Genomic DNA, 13784 nt, shown 5'->3' on the forward strand with positions numbered 1-13784 from the left:
CGCTCTGTCGCGGCCTTGCCTAAAGTCGCAGGCGCACTGGTAGTCGTACCAGCCGTGAAATTTATAACTGCTTCAGTCAGGGAGGTTAAGAACGCCCCGACCAGGAGGACGTGATGAATTTCTCTTTCCGTGCCATCAAGACCGTGCAGCTCAAGATCGCTCTCGTATCGGGCCTGTGCCTGACCGGCGCCAGCTTGATGCTGATCGTCTACAGCATCGTTTCGGCACAGAGCACCAACAGCTACGTCACCACGGAAGTCATGCAACTGGTCGACAGTCAGACCAAAGAGAGCCTGCTGAACCGCGGCTCAACCGAAGCCGGTTCGATCAAATCGGAGCTCGACGTCGGCCTCGATGCCGCCCGCACCATGGCCCATGCGTTCGCCGTGCTCGCCGACGCCAAGAACAGCGGCACGCCGGACAGCAATCGCCGGGCCCAGCTCAATGCGGTGCTGAACAACACCTTGAAACAGAACCCCGCCTTCAACGGCACCTATTCGGCATGGGAGCCGAATGCCCTGGACGGCAACGACGCGGCCTTCAAAGGCCGTCAGGACATGGGATCCGATACCACGGGTCGCTTCCTGCCGTACTGGACCCGGGGCGCCAGTGGCGCGATCGCGGTTCAGCCTCTCGTCGAATACGACAGCAGCGAACGCCACCCCAATGGTCTGGTGAAGGGGGCGTGGTTCATCAATCCGCAAACCACCGGCAAGGAAAACATCCTGGGGCCGCTGCCCTACATTGTTCAAGGCAAGCAGGTATTTCTCGCGACGATGTCGGTGCCGATCATGATCGGCGGCAAGTTCGTCGGTGTCGCGGGCGCCGACTACAATCTGGATTTCGTGCAGAAGCTCGCCAAGCAGGTCAACGCATCGCTGTATGACGGCAAGGGCAAGGTGGCGATCATCAACAACACCGGCCTGATCGTCGCCAACAGCGCCAATGATGCGACGATCGGCAAGCGCGCGGAGGAGGCCGATCCGCGCTGGGCCGGTAGCCTCGCCATCGTGCAATCCGGCAAGGGCAAGGTGCTCGACGATCCGAAATCGAAGGACGTCGAAGTGTATTCGCCGATCAATGTCGGCAGCACCGGAACGCCCTGGTCGGTGTTGATCTCGGTGCCGCGGGACGTGGTTCTGGCGTCCGCGAAGAAGCTGGACAATTCGCTCAACGACAAGGCGGCGTCGAGCATGTTCTGGCAGATCGGCGCCGGACTTCTGGTCGTCGTCCTCGGCATCGTCGTGATCGCGCTCGCGGCGCGCCGCATTGCCCGGCCGATCGGCAGCTGCGCGGAGTTTGCGGACGGCATCGCCCGCGGCGATCTCGAGCAGAAACTCGCCATCGAGCAGGCTGATGAAGTCGGCATCCTGGCGAACTCGCTGCGCACCATGCAGGGCGAATTGAAGCGCAGCATTGCGCAGCGTGCCGAGGACCAGGCAAATGCCGATGTCACCCGCAAGCGCGCGATGAACGAGATGGCCGACAATTTCGAAACTGCTGTCGGTCGGATCGTCGAAACGGTGTCCGCGGCCTCGAGCGAACTCGAATTGTCCGCAGGCACGCTGGCCTCGACGGCGGAGCGCTCACAGCAACTCACCTCGGTGGTTGCGGCAGCGTCGGAGGAAGCCTCGACCAACGTCCAGTCGGTCGCCTCCGCGACCGAGGAAATGGCCTCATCCGTCAACGAGATCAGCCGGCAAGTGCAGGATTCCTCCCGGATTGCCACCGAGGCCGTTGCGCAAGCGCAGCGGACCAACGATCGCGTCGGAGAACTGGCGAAGGCCGCTGCGCGAATCGGCGACGTCGTCGAATTGATCAATACGATCGCGGGCCAGACCAATCTGCTCGCGCTCAATGCCACGATCGAGGCGGCGCGCGCCGGCGAGGCCGGCCGCGGCTTCGCCGTGGTGGCCTCCGAGGTCAAGGCTCTGGCCGAACAGACCGCCAAGGCGACCGGCGAAATCAGCGCCCAGATCGGTGGCATTCAGACCGCGACCGACGAATCGGTGGTGGCGATCAGGGAAATCGGCGACACCATCGCGCGGATCTCCGAGATCGCTGCAACGATCGCATCTGCCGTCGAAGAGCAGGGCGCCGCCACGCAGGAGATTTCCCGCAATGTGCAGGAGGCCTCGCGCGGCACCGCCGAAGTCACGGCGAATGTCGTCAATGTGCAGCGCGGTGCCAGCGAGACCGGCACCGCCTCGTCACAGGTCCTGGAGGCAGCGAAGTCGCTGTCCGGCGAAAGCAGTCGGCTCAAGCACGAAGTCGGGCAGTTCCTGAATTCGGTCCGCGCGGCTTAGTCTCCGGTTCGAGAGACGGACCTCGCTCCGAGCGAAGCCGACTTTCTCTCCCGCATGTGGGGCGGTGACGGCCGCGCCGTCACCGCCTTGCGGCGATGAACACGCCGGCGACCACCATGGCGTAGCCGGCGAGGTGGAACAGTTCGGGCTTCTCGCCGAGCAGCACGATCGCCATCACCGAGCCGAACACCGGCATCAGGTGCAGGAACGGCGCCGAGCGGTTCGGGCCGATCAGCGCGACGCCGCGGTTGAAGCACAGATAGGCCAATGCCGACGGAAAGATCACCACATAGGCCAGCGACGACGCGGTGATCCAGTCGGCGCTCGGCCGCACCCCGGCGGCGAATTCCGCCACCGCGAACGGCAGCAGCAACAATGCGCCGCCGCCGGTGGTGACCACCAGCAGCGACAGCGGATGCGTCACCGGTCGTTTCGGCATCATTGCCGAATACAGCCCGAACGCGCACAGCGCGCCCGCGACCATCAGGTCGCCGCGGTTGAGGTCGATTCCGGCCAAAGCCAGCAGGTTGCCGCGCAGGATGATGGTGAGCACGCCGATCAGCGACAGCGCGATGCCGATCGTCTGCATCCAGGTCAGCCGCACCCCGAACAGCAGCAGCGACCACAGCGCCACGAACAGCGGCCCTGACGATTGCATCAGCAGCGCGTTCAGCGCCTGGGTGAACTGCAGGCCCCAATAGGCCAGCGCGTTGTTGATCGCAAAGCCGGTCGCCGACAGCACGAACATCAGCCCCCAATGCGCGCGCAGCCGGCGCCAGTCGCGCCGCAGATGCGGCCAGGCGAACGGCAGCAGCAGCAGCATGGCGCCGACCCAGCGCACGCAGGACAGCGTCACCGGCGGCACGTGCCCGGCGACAGCGCGCGCCAGCACGATGTTGCCCGCCCAGAACAGCGAGGTCAGGCTGAGCAGCAGATAAGGCTGGTTGGCGAGCCAGCCGAAGGCCGTGCGGAACAGGGAGATCAAGGGGAGCGATCAGTTCGAGTGAGGCGCAGCCATGCCCGAAAAACCGAGCCCGGCAAAGAGCCGCGGCGGAATGCAGGGCATGCAGGGAGGCGCGCGCGCGAGCCGCTCTCGCCCCACCCCGTCATTCCGGGGCGCGCGCAGCGCGAACCCGGAATCCCGAGCTGTTCATCCTCCGGCACCGCAGATCACCTCGGGATTCCGGGTTCACGCGCCGATGCGCGTGCCCCGGAATGACGGAGGCGGGGGCACTATTTTCAGGTCACTCAGAACATCGTCACTTCTGCGGGCCCGACAGCCGGATGTCGCGTTCGGCGCGGAACACGTTGCTGTACAGGCTGGCGATCCATTGCTGGCCACCGGCGGTGGCGTTGAGGTAGCGGATCGCGGTCTGCACATGCGGCGCGACGCTGTTCCAGTAGAACTGCGGGTACAGGTTGATCAGGTCGGCCGGCGAGCCGTAGCCGAGCCGGCGGTTGAGGCCGGATTCCTCGAACTCGTAGTACAGCGCGTTGGCCTTGCGGATATAGGCCGGGTCGCCGAGCTGGCCGATCAGATCGGCGGCGCGCAGCAGCGCCGCATCCTCTCCGCATTGTTCGCCGTCGGCCGGGACCTGCGGCGGAAACCGCGTGCCTTCGATGGCGCAGGCGATCCGCGCCGCGTCCAGCCCGGCAATGGCGCCGATCCGCTGCGTTACGAACAGCTTCGAGCGGTCGACGTGCCACGGCAGCATCGAGGCGTCCGAGGCGCCGCGCGGCAGCGTCTTTTTGCGGCCGCCGGCGTCGATCACATAGCCGTCCTCGCCGTCCGCCTCGAACAGGCCGCGGACATAGCCGATGTCGTGGGTGAGGCAGCCGATGATGAGGTGCGCGTAGTCCTCGGCCGGCACATGCGTATACAGCGCCCGGCCGCGCAGGATGTGGTGGCCGGCCAGCGTCACCAGCATGGTGTGCTCGACATTGTGATACAGCGCATCGCTGTTGCCGATGCACTCCAGCGTCATCCGCGCCACCGAGGGCACGACCTCGGCGAGATGCGCCTCGGACGCGCCGTAGCGCCTGCGCATGTAGTCGCCGAGAAAGCCGCCGAGCGCATCGGCCGCCAGTGCCGGAATCGTGATCATATCGGTCGTCCGCTGTAAGGCGCGCAGTGTTCCACGATCGCGCCGGCGCGGCAATCGTGGCGATGCCGCAGTCACGCCGGTGCCGCAGTCACGCCGGTGCGGCGTCAGAAATCGCTACCGCGTCGCCGCCGATCGCGGCATGGTTGTCGGCAACAACGGCCGATCGACGCCGAAGGGAGCGACAATGGGCATCGAGCAATTGAACATCGAGGGTCTGAAGGAGCTGGATCGCGAGGACCGCGGGCCGGTGGTGATGGTCAATCTGATGCGGTTCAACGAGAGCGCGCCGGACGGCAGCGGCTCCGGCTGGGACGCCTATCTGCGCTACAGCGTCCTGACCGTGCCGATGATCAAGGCGCGCGGCGGCACGCTGCTGTGGACCGGCAACGCCAAGGCGGTCGCGTTCGGCCGCGACGACGGCCGGCATTGGGACTATCTGGCGCTGGTGTACTACCCGTCGATCGATGCGTTCCTCGAGATGATGTCGTCGCCGGAATATCAGTCACAATGCGATCCGCACCGCCGGGCCGCCTGCGCCGATCATCTGATCATCTGCACCCGCGAAGCCTACAGCAAGTTCGGCATCGCCGCGCCGCGGCAGGAAAATCTGTGATCGTCGCCGCGCGGCTCACGCCGCCGTCGGCTTCGGCGTCCGCGCCGCGACGATGACGCCGGTCAGCACCAGCGCGTAGCCGACGGCGTGGTAGAGATGCGGCCGTTCGCCGAGGAACAGGATCGCCATCGCCGAGCCGAACACCGGGATCAGATGGAAGAACGGCGCCGAGCGGTTGGCGCCGATCAGCCTGACGCCGCGGTTGTAGCAGAGATAAGCGAGGATCGACGGGAAGATCACCACATAGGCCAGCGACGCCACATTGGCGAGGTCGATCGCCGGCGCCGGCCGCGTCGTCAGTTCCCAGACCAGCAGCGGGATCAGGAACAGCGCGCCGCAGCCGAAGCTGAAGGCGAGGAACGACAGCGCGTGCATCGGCGGCCGCCGCTGTGTCAGCGCGGTGTACAGCCCGAACACCGCCAGCGCGCCGAAGAACATCAGGTCGCCGCGGTTGAGATCGATCGCCGCCAGTTGGGCGATGTCGCCGTGCAGGATGATCACCACCACGCCGAGCATCGACGTCATGATGCCGAGCGCCTGCGTCAGCGTCAGCCGGACGCCGAGCACGATCAGCGCCCAGATCGCCACGAACAGCGGCGCGGTCGATTGCAGCAGCAGGATGTTGATCGCGGTGGTGTATTGCAGCGCGGTGTATTGCAGCGTGTTGAAGATCGAGATCCCGGCGATCGACAGCACGATCATCAGCCCGAGATGCCGGCGGATCACGCCCCAGTCGGCGATCAGGTGCCGCGCGGCGAACGGCAGCACGATCGCGAAGGCGCAGGCCCAGCGCAGGAACGACAGCGTCACCGGCGGAAAATGCCCGGCGGCGGCGCGGCCGACGATGGCGTTGCCGGCCCAGAACAGCGAGGTCAGGCTGAGCAGGAGATAGGGCTGGTCGGCGAGGCGTGAGAAGGAGCGGGGCGCGGCGGTCACGATCGTCTGCTTTGCATAAAGGGGAGGCGACTTGTGCCTAAATTTTCCCCTGCCGCAAGTCCGCCCGCCGGATGGATGCCATGCGGGCGCCGTGTTCCGCGCCGGCGGGGATCAGGTCTCCTCGGTCTTCTTCAGCTTGCCGATGCCGAGGATGTCGAGCATCGCCTTCTCGTAGAAGGTGTCACTCTCGCCGCGGCTCATCTTGCGCAGGAAGTACTTCTCGAACGCGATCTTGGCGTTGTGCACCCAGGCGCCGGACGACGACCAGTTGACGTTGCGCGGCGGCAGTTGCGGTTGCGCCACGAAGGCGACGCCGGAATCGCCGAAATCGGCGAGGCACACCGCGTTCCAGGTCGCCTGATGGGTCGGCTCCTGGCCGTCGAGCAATTGGCGGATGTTGTGCGCGGTCGCCGTCACCATGGATTCGATCATGAAGCCGGTCTTCGGCACGCCGCACGCCACCGGCGTCGGCCCCATCGGCGGGATCGCGACGCAGACCCCGATCGCGAACACGTTGCGATATTTCGGATTGCGCTGGTGGTCGTCGATCAGCACGAAGCCGCGCGGATTGACCAGCCCCTCGATGCCGCGCAATGGCGCGATGCCGCGAAAGCCCGGGATCAGCATCGCATAGCCGAACGGCAGCTCCGCGGTCTTCTTCACCGCGCCGTCGTCGGCGATTTCCTCGGCGACGATCTTGCCCGGCTCGACCCTGGCGATCCGGGTGTTGGTCATGAACTTGATGTGGTGCTGGCGCATCTCGCTTTCGAGCAGCGTCTTGGTGTCACCGACGCCATCGAGGCCGAGATGGCCGATATAGGGCTCCGGGGTGACGAAGGTCATCGGCACGCGGTCGCGGATCTTGCGGCGGCGCAGCTCGGTGTCGAGGATGAAGGTGTATTCGTAGGCCGGGCCGAAGCAGGACGCGCCCTGCACCGCGCCGGTGACGATCGGGCCCGGGTTCTTGCAGAACTCCTCGAACGTCTCCGACGCCGCGAGCGCGTGCTCGACGTGGCAGACCGACGACGTGTAGCCGTCGGGGCCGAGCCCTTCGATCTCGTCGAAGGCGAGTTCGGGCCCGGTGGCGATCACCAGAAAATCGTAGTCGACGACGCTGCCGTCGGCGAGCTCGACGCGGTTGTTGTCGGGATCGACTTTGGTCGCCGGCACCGTCTTGAAATCGATGCCGCGGCGCTGGAACACCGGCGCGAGATCGACCTCGATCGCGTCGCGCGTCCGCCATTTCACCGCGACCCACGGGTTCGACGGCACGAAGTGATAGATCGGATCCTTGGTGACGACGGTGATGCGGTCGTCGCGTCCGAGCAGATCCTTCATCTCGTAGGCCATCACGACGCCGCCGAGGCCGGCGCCCAGAATCAGAACATGTGCCATCGAAGCCGTCTCCTTGCGGCCGCGGCAGCCGAGATGCCGCGCCGCTGTGGTTTCCTCTGGTCCGGCGTGTCGCCGCCGATGCTTGTCGTGATCGCGATCCGCTGATGCAGGATCGTGCAATATCTTCATACATTCGTATATTCGAAATATGGCATATATTGCGTGGACCGCAACATCTATTTCCCGGCGGGGCGGGCGTGCGGCGCAGCATCGGCTGTCCGCGGATGCGCGGCGACCGGGTCGGATGTGGCGGGGACGGGCGCTATGCCGCGGGGATTGCGGGGCTGTTGTCGAGCACCGCGAGGGTGGTGTCGCCGATCTGGCGCAGGTCGCTGGTGAAGCGCGCCGCCAGCGCCTGCATCGGCGCGTTGGACTTCAGGCACTGCATCTCGATCCGCAGCACGCCGCGGCGGCGCGCATCGGCGATCATCGCCGCCATCAGCAGCCCGCCGATGCCCTGGCAGCGCCAGTCGCTCTCGACGCTGAAGGCGGCTTCGGCGCCGTGATCCGCGCGGTCGGTTTCGAGCAACTCGCAGGCGCCGCGGATCTCGTCGTCCTCGACATAGCCGACCACGGCGCGGCCGTCGGACAACGCCGCGCCGGCGTGGAACAGCACGTGGAAGTCGGAGACGTCCGCGAAGAACCGCATCCGCCGCGCCGCCGGATCGAGCCGCGCCAGATGATTGCAGTAGCGGTCGGTGTCGGCAGGTCCGAGCGCGCGGACCTGTCCGCGGGGGGCGACCGATGCGGTCATGATGACGTCCTCTGGCGAAGCAGCGCGAATCATAGACCCCGGGCGGCGCGATGCAAACCGGCCGGCGCAAACGCCGCCGAAAACGGCGCGATGCGGCGAGTAACGATTTACCGGCCGGTGCGCTCCCGCCTCGTCAATCCGCCGCGATCGGCTTCGTCACCGCGCCGAGCGCGGTCACCGCTGCGCGCGGATCGATCTCGATTTGCAGCCCGCGCTGGCCGCCGTTGAGATAGACGGTCGCTTCGCTGAGCGCCGCCTCGTCGATCGCCACCGGCACGCGCTTCTTCTGGCCGAACGGCGAGATGCCGCCGACATGATAGCCGGTCAGCCGCTCGGCGTCGGCCGGCTTCATCATCCTGGCGCTCTTGCCGCCGAGCGCGGTCGCGAGTTTCTTCATGCTGACCTCGCGATCGGAGGCGATCACCGCGCAGACCGGCTTGCCGTCGAGCTCGGCCATCAGCGATTTCAGCATCCGCCGCGGCGGAACGCCGAGCGCGGCGGCGGCCGCGAGCCCGATCGACTCAGCGTCGGGGTCGTAGTCGTAGCTGTGCAGCGTGTAGGCGACGCCGAGCTTGTCGAGCGTCTGCGTCGCGCGGGTGGATTTGGACATGGCGGGGCTCGGACGACGTTGACGACGTGCACCCGTCGCGTGGGGCCGCAACGGTCACGGATCCATCGTAGCGCGCAAGTCGGCGTGACACCAATGGCGCTCGACGAGACAGCAGCGTCATCCCGAGAGCCGGGCCGAAAATGCTGCCGATGAAATCGGCCTTTCGTTTCAACTCGTCATGCCCGGCCTTGTGCCGGGCATCCACGTCTTGCAGCCAAAGCCCCAGAAGGGCGTGGATGGCCGGGACGAGCCCGGCCATGGCGGCGCGAATTGCGAAGTGAACGACTTTCAGACGCGGCTGATTTTGCTGCCTGCAGTTTTCGTCAGGCTCTCAGCGCGGAGGGCTCTACTCCTCGTCCCATTCCGGCGAGAACGCCGGCGTGACGAAGCGCTGGTTCTTCGGCAGCTTGGCGATCAGCGCGCGATCGTCCTGGTCGAGTTTGATGTCGAGCGCGCCGAGATTGCTCTTCTGGCTGGCCTCGCTGCGCGCCTTCGGGATCGCCATCACGCCGTCCTGCTCGAGCAGCCAGGCCAGCGCGATCTGCGCCGCGGTGGCGTCGTGCTTGTCGGCGATCGCCTTCAACTCCGGAAACGAGGCGAGCCGGCCCTGCGCCAGCGGCGCATAGGCGGTCAGCGGCATGCCCTTGCTCTGCATATAGGGCAGCAGCTTCGATTGGCCGAGCAGCGCGTGATACTCGACCTGGTTGCAGGCGATCGGCGCATTGATGTCCTCGATCGCCTGTTTCAGCAGCGCGATTGGAAAATTGCAGACGCCGATGGCGCGGGCGCCGCCGTCGTCCCTGATCCGCATCAGCGTCTCCAGCGCGCTTGCGAGATTCATGTCGGGCGCCGGCCAATGGATCAGATAGAAGTCGACATAGTCGGTCTTCAGCTTGGCCAAGCTCTGGTCGAACGCCTTGCGGATCGCGTCGGGGGCGAGATTGGTCCACCACACTTTGGTGGTGAGGTGGATCTGCTCGCGCGGCACCGCGGTGTCCTCGAGCGCGTCGCCGACCGCATCCTCGTTGGCGTACATCTCGGCGGTGTCGATATGGCGATAGCCCATCGCCAGCGCGCTCAGCACCGCTTCGTGGCAATCCTTGCCCTGCAGCTTGAAGGTGCCCAGTCCGAGTCGGGGCACATTCAGGCCCTGCGTGGTCAGTGATTCCATGGCGATCGCCGTCTCCCTGTGAGCGCCGGGTGGCGGCTCTGCTGCGCATCAAGTCAGCCAAGCGGTAACGAAAGTCGCCGTCAAGGGTTGCGCGAGGCCGCCGGATTTTCAGGGGAAATCAATGTGTTGAGCTGCGCGTCCGGGGGATGAAAACGGCCCGTATCGCTTGCGTCGCAGGCCCGCATCCGTTATCCGATGGATCGCCTCGCATGCGAGCGGCCACGGCCGTGTTTTGGCTTGGCGCTCAGGACGATCCGGCCAGCCGCCGACAGGCGCTCGACGATCGTGCTTCATCCGGTTGAGTTGCAGGGGAACTGCTCGAAAATGGCCAATGTCGTCGTAGTCGGCGCCCAATGGGGCGACGAGGGGAAGGGCAAGATCGTCGATTGGCTGTCGGAGCAGGCCGACATCGTCGCCCGCTTCCAGGGCGGGCACAATGCCGGCCACACGCTGGTGATCAACGGCGAGACCTACAAGCTGGCGCTGCTGCCGTCGGGCGTGCTGCGGCCGTCGAAGCTGGCGGTGATCGGCAACGGCGTGGTGTTCGATCCGCAGGCGTTTCTCGATGAGGTCGAGCGGCTGACCAAACAGGGCGTCGCGATCTCGCCGGAGAATCTGCGCGTCGCCGAGAACGTCACGCTGATCCTGCCGCTGCATCGCGAACTCGACGCGCTGCGCGAGAACGCCAGCAAGGCGACCGCGATCGGCACCACCCAGCGCGGCATCGGCCCGGCCTATGAAGACAAGGTCGGCCGCCGCGCGATCCGGCTGATGGATCTCGCCGACATCGACACGCTGCCGCACAAGATCGAGCGGCTGCTGACGCATCACAATGCGCTGCGCCGCGGTCTGGGCCTCGCCGAATTCGAGGCCGGCGCGATCCTGAAGGAGCTGACCGCGCTGGCGCCGAAGCTCTTGCCCTATGCCGAGACGGTGTGGCGGCTGCTCGACATCAAGCGCCGCGAAGGCAAGCGCATCCTGTTCGAGGGCGCGCAGGGCGCGCTGCTGGATGTGGATCACGGCACCTATCCCTACGTCACCTCGTCGAACACGGTGGCGGCGCAGGCCGCGACCGGCACCGGCATGGGGCCGGGCTCGGTCGGCTATGTGCTCGGCATCTGCAAGGCCTACACCACGCGCGTCGGCCAGGGGCCGTTCCCGACCGAACTGGACAACGAGATCGGCCGCAAGATCGGCGAGCGCGGCCGCGAATTCGGCACCAACACCGGGCGGCCGCGCCGCTGCGGCTGGTTCGACGCGGTGCTGGTGCGCCAGACGGTGCGGACCTGCGGCATCCACGGCCTGGCGCTGACCAAGCTCGACATTCTCGACGGCTTCGAACAGATCGAGGTCTGCGTCGGCTATCGACTCGACGGCAAGGAGATCGACCATCTGCCGGCCGGCGAGGGCGCGCAGGCGCGCGTCGAGCCGATCTACGAGACCATCGAGGGCTGGAAGGAACCGACCGCCAATGCGCGGTCCTGGGCCGAGCTGCCGGCGCAGGCGATCAAATATGTTCGCCGCATCGAGGAGCTGGTCGGCTGTCCGGTGGCGCTGTTGTCCACCAGTCCGGAGCGCGAGGATACAATTCTGGTGCAGAATCCCTTCGAGGCTTAATAAGATGTTACCGAAAGGCATCGAAGCTTGAGTCAAGATGGCTGATTACTATCCGCTGATCGCACGCGCCATATCCGGCCTGGACCCCAGTGCTCCGGGCGAGCAGCGCCGTGCGATCTACGAGCGGGCGCGCTCGGCCTTGATCACGCAGCTGCGCGGCGTCCAGCCGCCGCTGACCGAATCCGAAATCACCCGCGAGCGTCTGGCGCTCGAGGAGGCCGTGCGCAAGGTCGAGTCCGAGGCCGCGCAGCGGTCCCGCGACGCCGCCCGCGCCGAGTTGAAGAACCGCCGCCCCGCCGGCGACCCCGCGCGTCCCGGCGATTCGCTGCGGGCGTCGAGCCGCCCGGCGCCGCGTCCGGGCGATCCGCCGCCGCAGGTCTCGCGCGCGCCGCTGCCGCCGACCGCGGCTCAGGCCGACGCCGAGCCGCCGCCGATCCGTCCGCGATCGCAACCGCCGGCGCCGCCCGCGCCGCCGCGCGACGAGCGGGCGCAGCGCAATCTTCGCGTCGAGCCGCCGCCGATTCCGCCGGAGCCGCCGCTGCCCGGCCGCGAGCGCCCGGCGCCGCGCCGGCCCGATCAGGGTCCGGCCGCGAATCAGGGCGCCGACAATGCGGGGCTGCGCGGCTTCCGCGACGTCACCGCCGATCTGGCCGATCTCGGCCAGGCCGCCGCGCAGGCCAACCGTTCGGCGCGCAAGACCTACGCCAATGTGGCGCCCTCGACGGAGTTCGACCGGCTCGAACCGTCGATGGAGAACCGCACCGATCCGGACGCGCCATATTCCTACGACGAATCGGTCGACGAGGCGGCGCGCTACCAGCCGCCGCCGGCCGCGGCGCGGACGCGCGTCGAGCCGGACCGCAAGGGGCCGCCGCGAAAGCCGACCCGCCCGCCGTCGCGTTTTCCGCTGAAGAGCGCGCTGGTGATCGGCCTGGTGCTGGTGCTGGCCGGTGCCGGCATTTTGTGGGGACCGTCGCTGTATACGTCGCTGCGCGCGATGATGAGCTCGGCGCCGTCGACCGAGACCGCAACGCCGTCCGCGCCGCCGAGCTCGACCGAGCGGCCGAAAATCACCGATCGCGTCGGCCAGCCGTCGAGTTCGGAGGCGATCGCCCCGGTGGCGCAGCGCGTCGTGCTGTACGACGAGGATCCGTCGGATCCGAAGGGCAAGCAATATGTCGGCACGGTGGTGTGGCGCACCGAGCAGATCAAGGGCGCCAGCGCCAAGGGCGGCGCCGATCTGGCGGTGCGCGCCGACATCGAGGTGCCCGAGCGCAAGTTCAAGATGACGATGTCGTTCCGCCGCAACACCGACACCTCGCTGCCGGCGAGCCATACGGCGGAGCTGACCTTCATCCTGCCGCAGGATTTCAGCGGTGGCGGCGTGAGCAACGTTCCCGGCATCCTGATGAAGTCGAACGAGCAGGCGCGCGGCACGCCGCTGGCCGGGCTCGCCGTCAAGGTCACCGACGGCTTCTTCCTGGTCGGGCTGAGCAATGTCGAGGCCGACCGCGCCCGCAACCTGCAGCTCCTGAAAGAGCGCTCCTGGTTCGACGTGCCGATCGTCTACACCAACCAGCGCCGCGCCATCATCGCCATCGAAAAGGGCCCGCCCGGCGAGCGCGCCTTCGGCGAGGCCTTCGCCGCTTGGGGCGAGTAGGACTGGGGCTCGCTGAGGCTCGGACTTGTCGAGCGAGGCTGAAGCTTGGCCTTGTCGAAACGCCCCCTCACCCGGCTTGCATCTGGCGATGCAAGCCGACCTCTCCCCGCATGCGGGGAGAGGTGAGGGCGGGCGTCGTGACTGATGCTGAGCCCTTCGGAGCTGACAGCGGAACGTCGGAGCCGAAGCCGGAACGATGAGTCCGCCCCGCGCACGGCGAGCTCCCTCGCCCCGCTCTTGCGGGGAGAGGGTTGGGGTGAGGGGCGACGCGAGTCGCTGAAGCTCGGCCTTGTCGAAACGCCCCCTTACCCCGGCTTGCCCCCCGAATCAAAACGCGCCGCGAAAATCGCGGCGCGTGGAGAGAATGTCCGAAAGCAGAATGCGGCGGCGCTACGGCGCGCCGTCGGCGCCGGCGAGCACGGCGTCGTGCACCAGCGTGCGCGCATCGGTGACGCCGCGCGCGGCGTTCTGCACGATGATCTGCGCCATCATCGCCTTGGTGGCCGGCGTGCGATGCTCCGTCGCGATCTGCGCGACCGCGATATCGAGCACCTCGCGCAGTGTGGCGACGTAAGCGGGATCGAATTTCGGCTGGTCGGTGGCGGTCATCGAGGGTC

Annotated in this window: 12 protein-coding genes; 4 read left to right on the forward strand and 8 right to left on the reverse strand. The window is 67.0% G+C overall.

Annotation, left to right across the window (positions count from 1 at the left end; all coding sequences use genetic code 11):
* Positions 1–113 precede the first annotated feature (113 nt).
* Positions 114–2306 carry a methyl-accepting chemotaxis protein gene (locus RPB_RS06665; protein WP_011440219.1) on the forward strand — a complete coding sequence of 731 codons (2193 nt, stop codon included), beginning with the start codon at positions 114–116 and terminating at the stop codon, positions 2304–2306.
* 79 nt (positions 2307–2385) lie between these two features.
* Here the strand turns inward: RPB_RS06665 and RPB_RS06670 are convergent, their stop codons facing one another.
* Both RPB_RS06670 and RPB_RS06675 read right to left on the reverse strand, forming a co-directional pair.
* Positions 2386–3291 carry a DMT family transporter gene (locus tag RPB_RS06670; protein ID WP_011440220.1) on the reverse strand — a complete coding sequence of 302 codons (906 nt, stop codon included), beginning with the start codon at positions 3289–3291 and terminating at the stop codon, positions 2386–2388.
* Between the two features lie 274 nt (positions 3292–3565).
* The gene (locus RPB_RS06675) at positions 3566–4411 is read right to left on the reverse strand and encodes a hypothetical protein (RefSeq protein WP_011440221.1); all 846 of its coding nucleotides are present in this window, start codon (positions 4409–4411) and stop codon (positions 3566–3568) included.
* Positions 4412–4595: 184 nt separating this feature from the next.
* Between RPB_RS06675 and RPB_RS06680 the strand changes: the two genes are divergently transcribed.
* Positions 4596–5024, forward strand: coding sequence for a DUF1330 domain-containing protein (locus RPB_RS06680; protein WP_011440222.1), 429 nt, complete (start codon positions 4596–4598; stop codon positions 5022–5024).
* 15 nt (positions 5025–5039) lie between these two features.
* Here the strand turns inward: RPB_RS06680 and RPB_RS06685 are convergent, their stop codons facing one another.
* The 5 genes from RPB_RS06685 to RPB_RS06705 all read right to left on the reverse strand — a co-directional run bounded on the left by RPB_RS06685 (position 5040) and on the right by RPB_RS06705 (position 9890).
* On the reverse strand, positions 5040–5960 hold the full coding sequence (locus RPB_RS06685; RefSeq protein ID WP_011440223.1) for a DMT family transporter: 921 nt from the start codon (positions 5958–5960) through the stop codon (positions 5040–5042).
* Positions 5961–6071: 111 nt separating this feature from the next.
* Entirely contained in the window at positions 6072–7355 is a 1284-nt protein-coding gene (locus tag RPB_RS06690; RefSeq protein WP_011440224.1) for an NAD(P)/FAD-dependent oxidoreductase, read from the reverse strand.
* A 262-nt stretch (positions 7356–7617) separates the two neighbouring features.
* Entirely contained in the window at positions 7618–8109 is a 492-nt protein-coding gene (locus RPB_RS06695; protein ID WP_011440225.1) for a GNAT family N-acetyltransferase, read from the reverse strand.
* Between the two features lie 133 nt (positions 8110–8242).
* Entirely contained in the window at positions 8243–8719 is a 477-nt protein-coding gene (gene ybaK, locus RPB_RS06700; RefSeq protein ID WP_011440226.1) for a Cys-tRNA(Pro) deacylase, read from the reverse strand.
* 346 nt (positions 8720–9065) lie between these two features.
* The gene (locus tag RPB_RS06705) at positions 9066–9890 is read right to left on the reverse strand and encodes an aldo/keto reductase (RefSeq protein WP_011440227.1); all 825 of its coding nucleotides are present in this window, start codon (positions 9888–9890) and stop codon (positions 9066–9068) included.
* A gap of 324 nt (positions 9891–10214) precedes the next feature.
* Between RPB_RS06705 and RPB_RS06710 the strand changes: the two genes are divergently transcribed.
* Positions 10215–11507 carry an adenylosuccinate synthase gene (locus tag RPB_RS06710; RefSeq protein ID WP_011440228.1) on the forward strand — a complete coding sequence of 431 codons (1293 nt, stop codon included), beginning with the start codon at positions 10215–10217 and terminating at the stop codon, positions 11505–11507.
* 37 nt (positions 11508–11544) lie between these two features.
* The gene (locus RPB_RS06715; protein WP_011440229.1) at positions 11545–13167 is read left to right on the forward strand and encodes a hypothetical protein; all 1623 of its coding nucleotides are present in this window, start codon (positions 11545–11547) and stop codon (positions 13165–13167) included.
* A 390-nt stretch (positions 13168–13557) separates the two neighbouring features.
* On the opposite strand, the gene RPB_RS06720 is transcribed toward RPB_RS06715, so the two are convergent.
* The gene (locus RPB_RS06720) at positions 13558–13776 is read right to left on the reverse strand and encodes a hypothetical protein (protein ID WP_011440230.1); all 219 of its coding nucleotides are present in this window, start codon (positions 13774–13776) and stop codon (positions 13558–13560) included.
* Positions 13777–13784 lie beyond the last annotated feature (8 nt).

Origin of the sequence: Rhodopseudomonas palustris HaA2 (genome assembly GCF_000013365.1) — a bacterium.
GTDB classification, from domain to species: Bacteria; Pseudomonadota; Alphaproteobacteria; order Rhizobiales; family Xanthobacteraceae; genus Rhodopseudomonas; species Rhodopseudomonas palustris_J.

Excerpts from the sequence above, each read along its gene's own strand:
- RPB_RS06665 (WP_011440219.1), top strand. The coding sequence starts at position 114 with ATGAATTTCTCTTTCCGTGCCATCAAGACCGTGCAGCTCAAGATCGCT.
- RPB_RS06675 (WP_011440221.1), bottom strand. The coding sequence starts at position 4,411 with ATGATCACGATTCCGGCACTGGCGGCCGATGCGCTCGGCGGCTTTCTC.
- RPB_RS06680 (WP_011440222.1), top strand. The coding sequence starts at position 4,596 with ATGGGCATCGAGCAATTGAACATCGAGGGTCTGAAGGAGCTGGATCGC.
- RPB_RS06690 (WP_011440224.1), bottom strand. The coding sequence starts at position 7,355 with ATGGCACATGTTCTGATTCTGGGCGCCGGCCTCGGCGGCGTCGTGATG.
- RPB_RS06695 (WP_011440225.1), bottom strand. The coding sequence starts at position 8,109 with ATGACCGCATCGGTCGCCCCCCGCGGACAGGTCCGCGCGCTCGGACCT.
- ybaK (WP_011440226.1), bottom strand. The coding sequence starts at position 8,719 with ATGTCCAAATCCACCCGCGCGACGCAGACGCTCGACAAGCTCGGCGTC.
- RPB_RS06705 (WP_011440227.1), bottom strand. The coding sequence starts at position 9,890 with ATGGAATCACTGACCACGCAGGGCCTGAATGTGCCCCGACTCGGACTG.
- RPB_RS06710 (WP_011440228.1), top strand. The coding sequence starts at position 10,215 with ATGGCCAATGTCGTCGTAGTCGGCGCCCAATGGGGCGACGAGGGGAAG.
- RPB_RS06715 (WP_011440229.1), top strand. The coding sequence starts at position 11,545 with ATGGCTGATTACTATCCGCTGATCGCACGCGCCATATCCGGCCTGGAC.
- RPB_RS06720 (WP_011440230.1), bottom strand. The coding sequence starts at position 13,776 with ATGACCGCCACCGACCAGCCGAAATTCGATCCCGCTTACGTCGCCACA.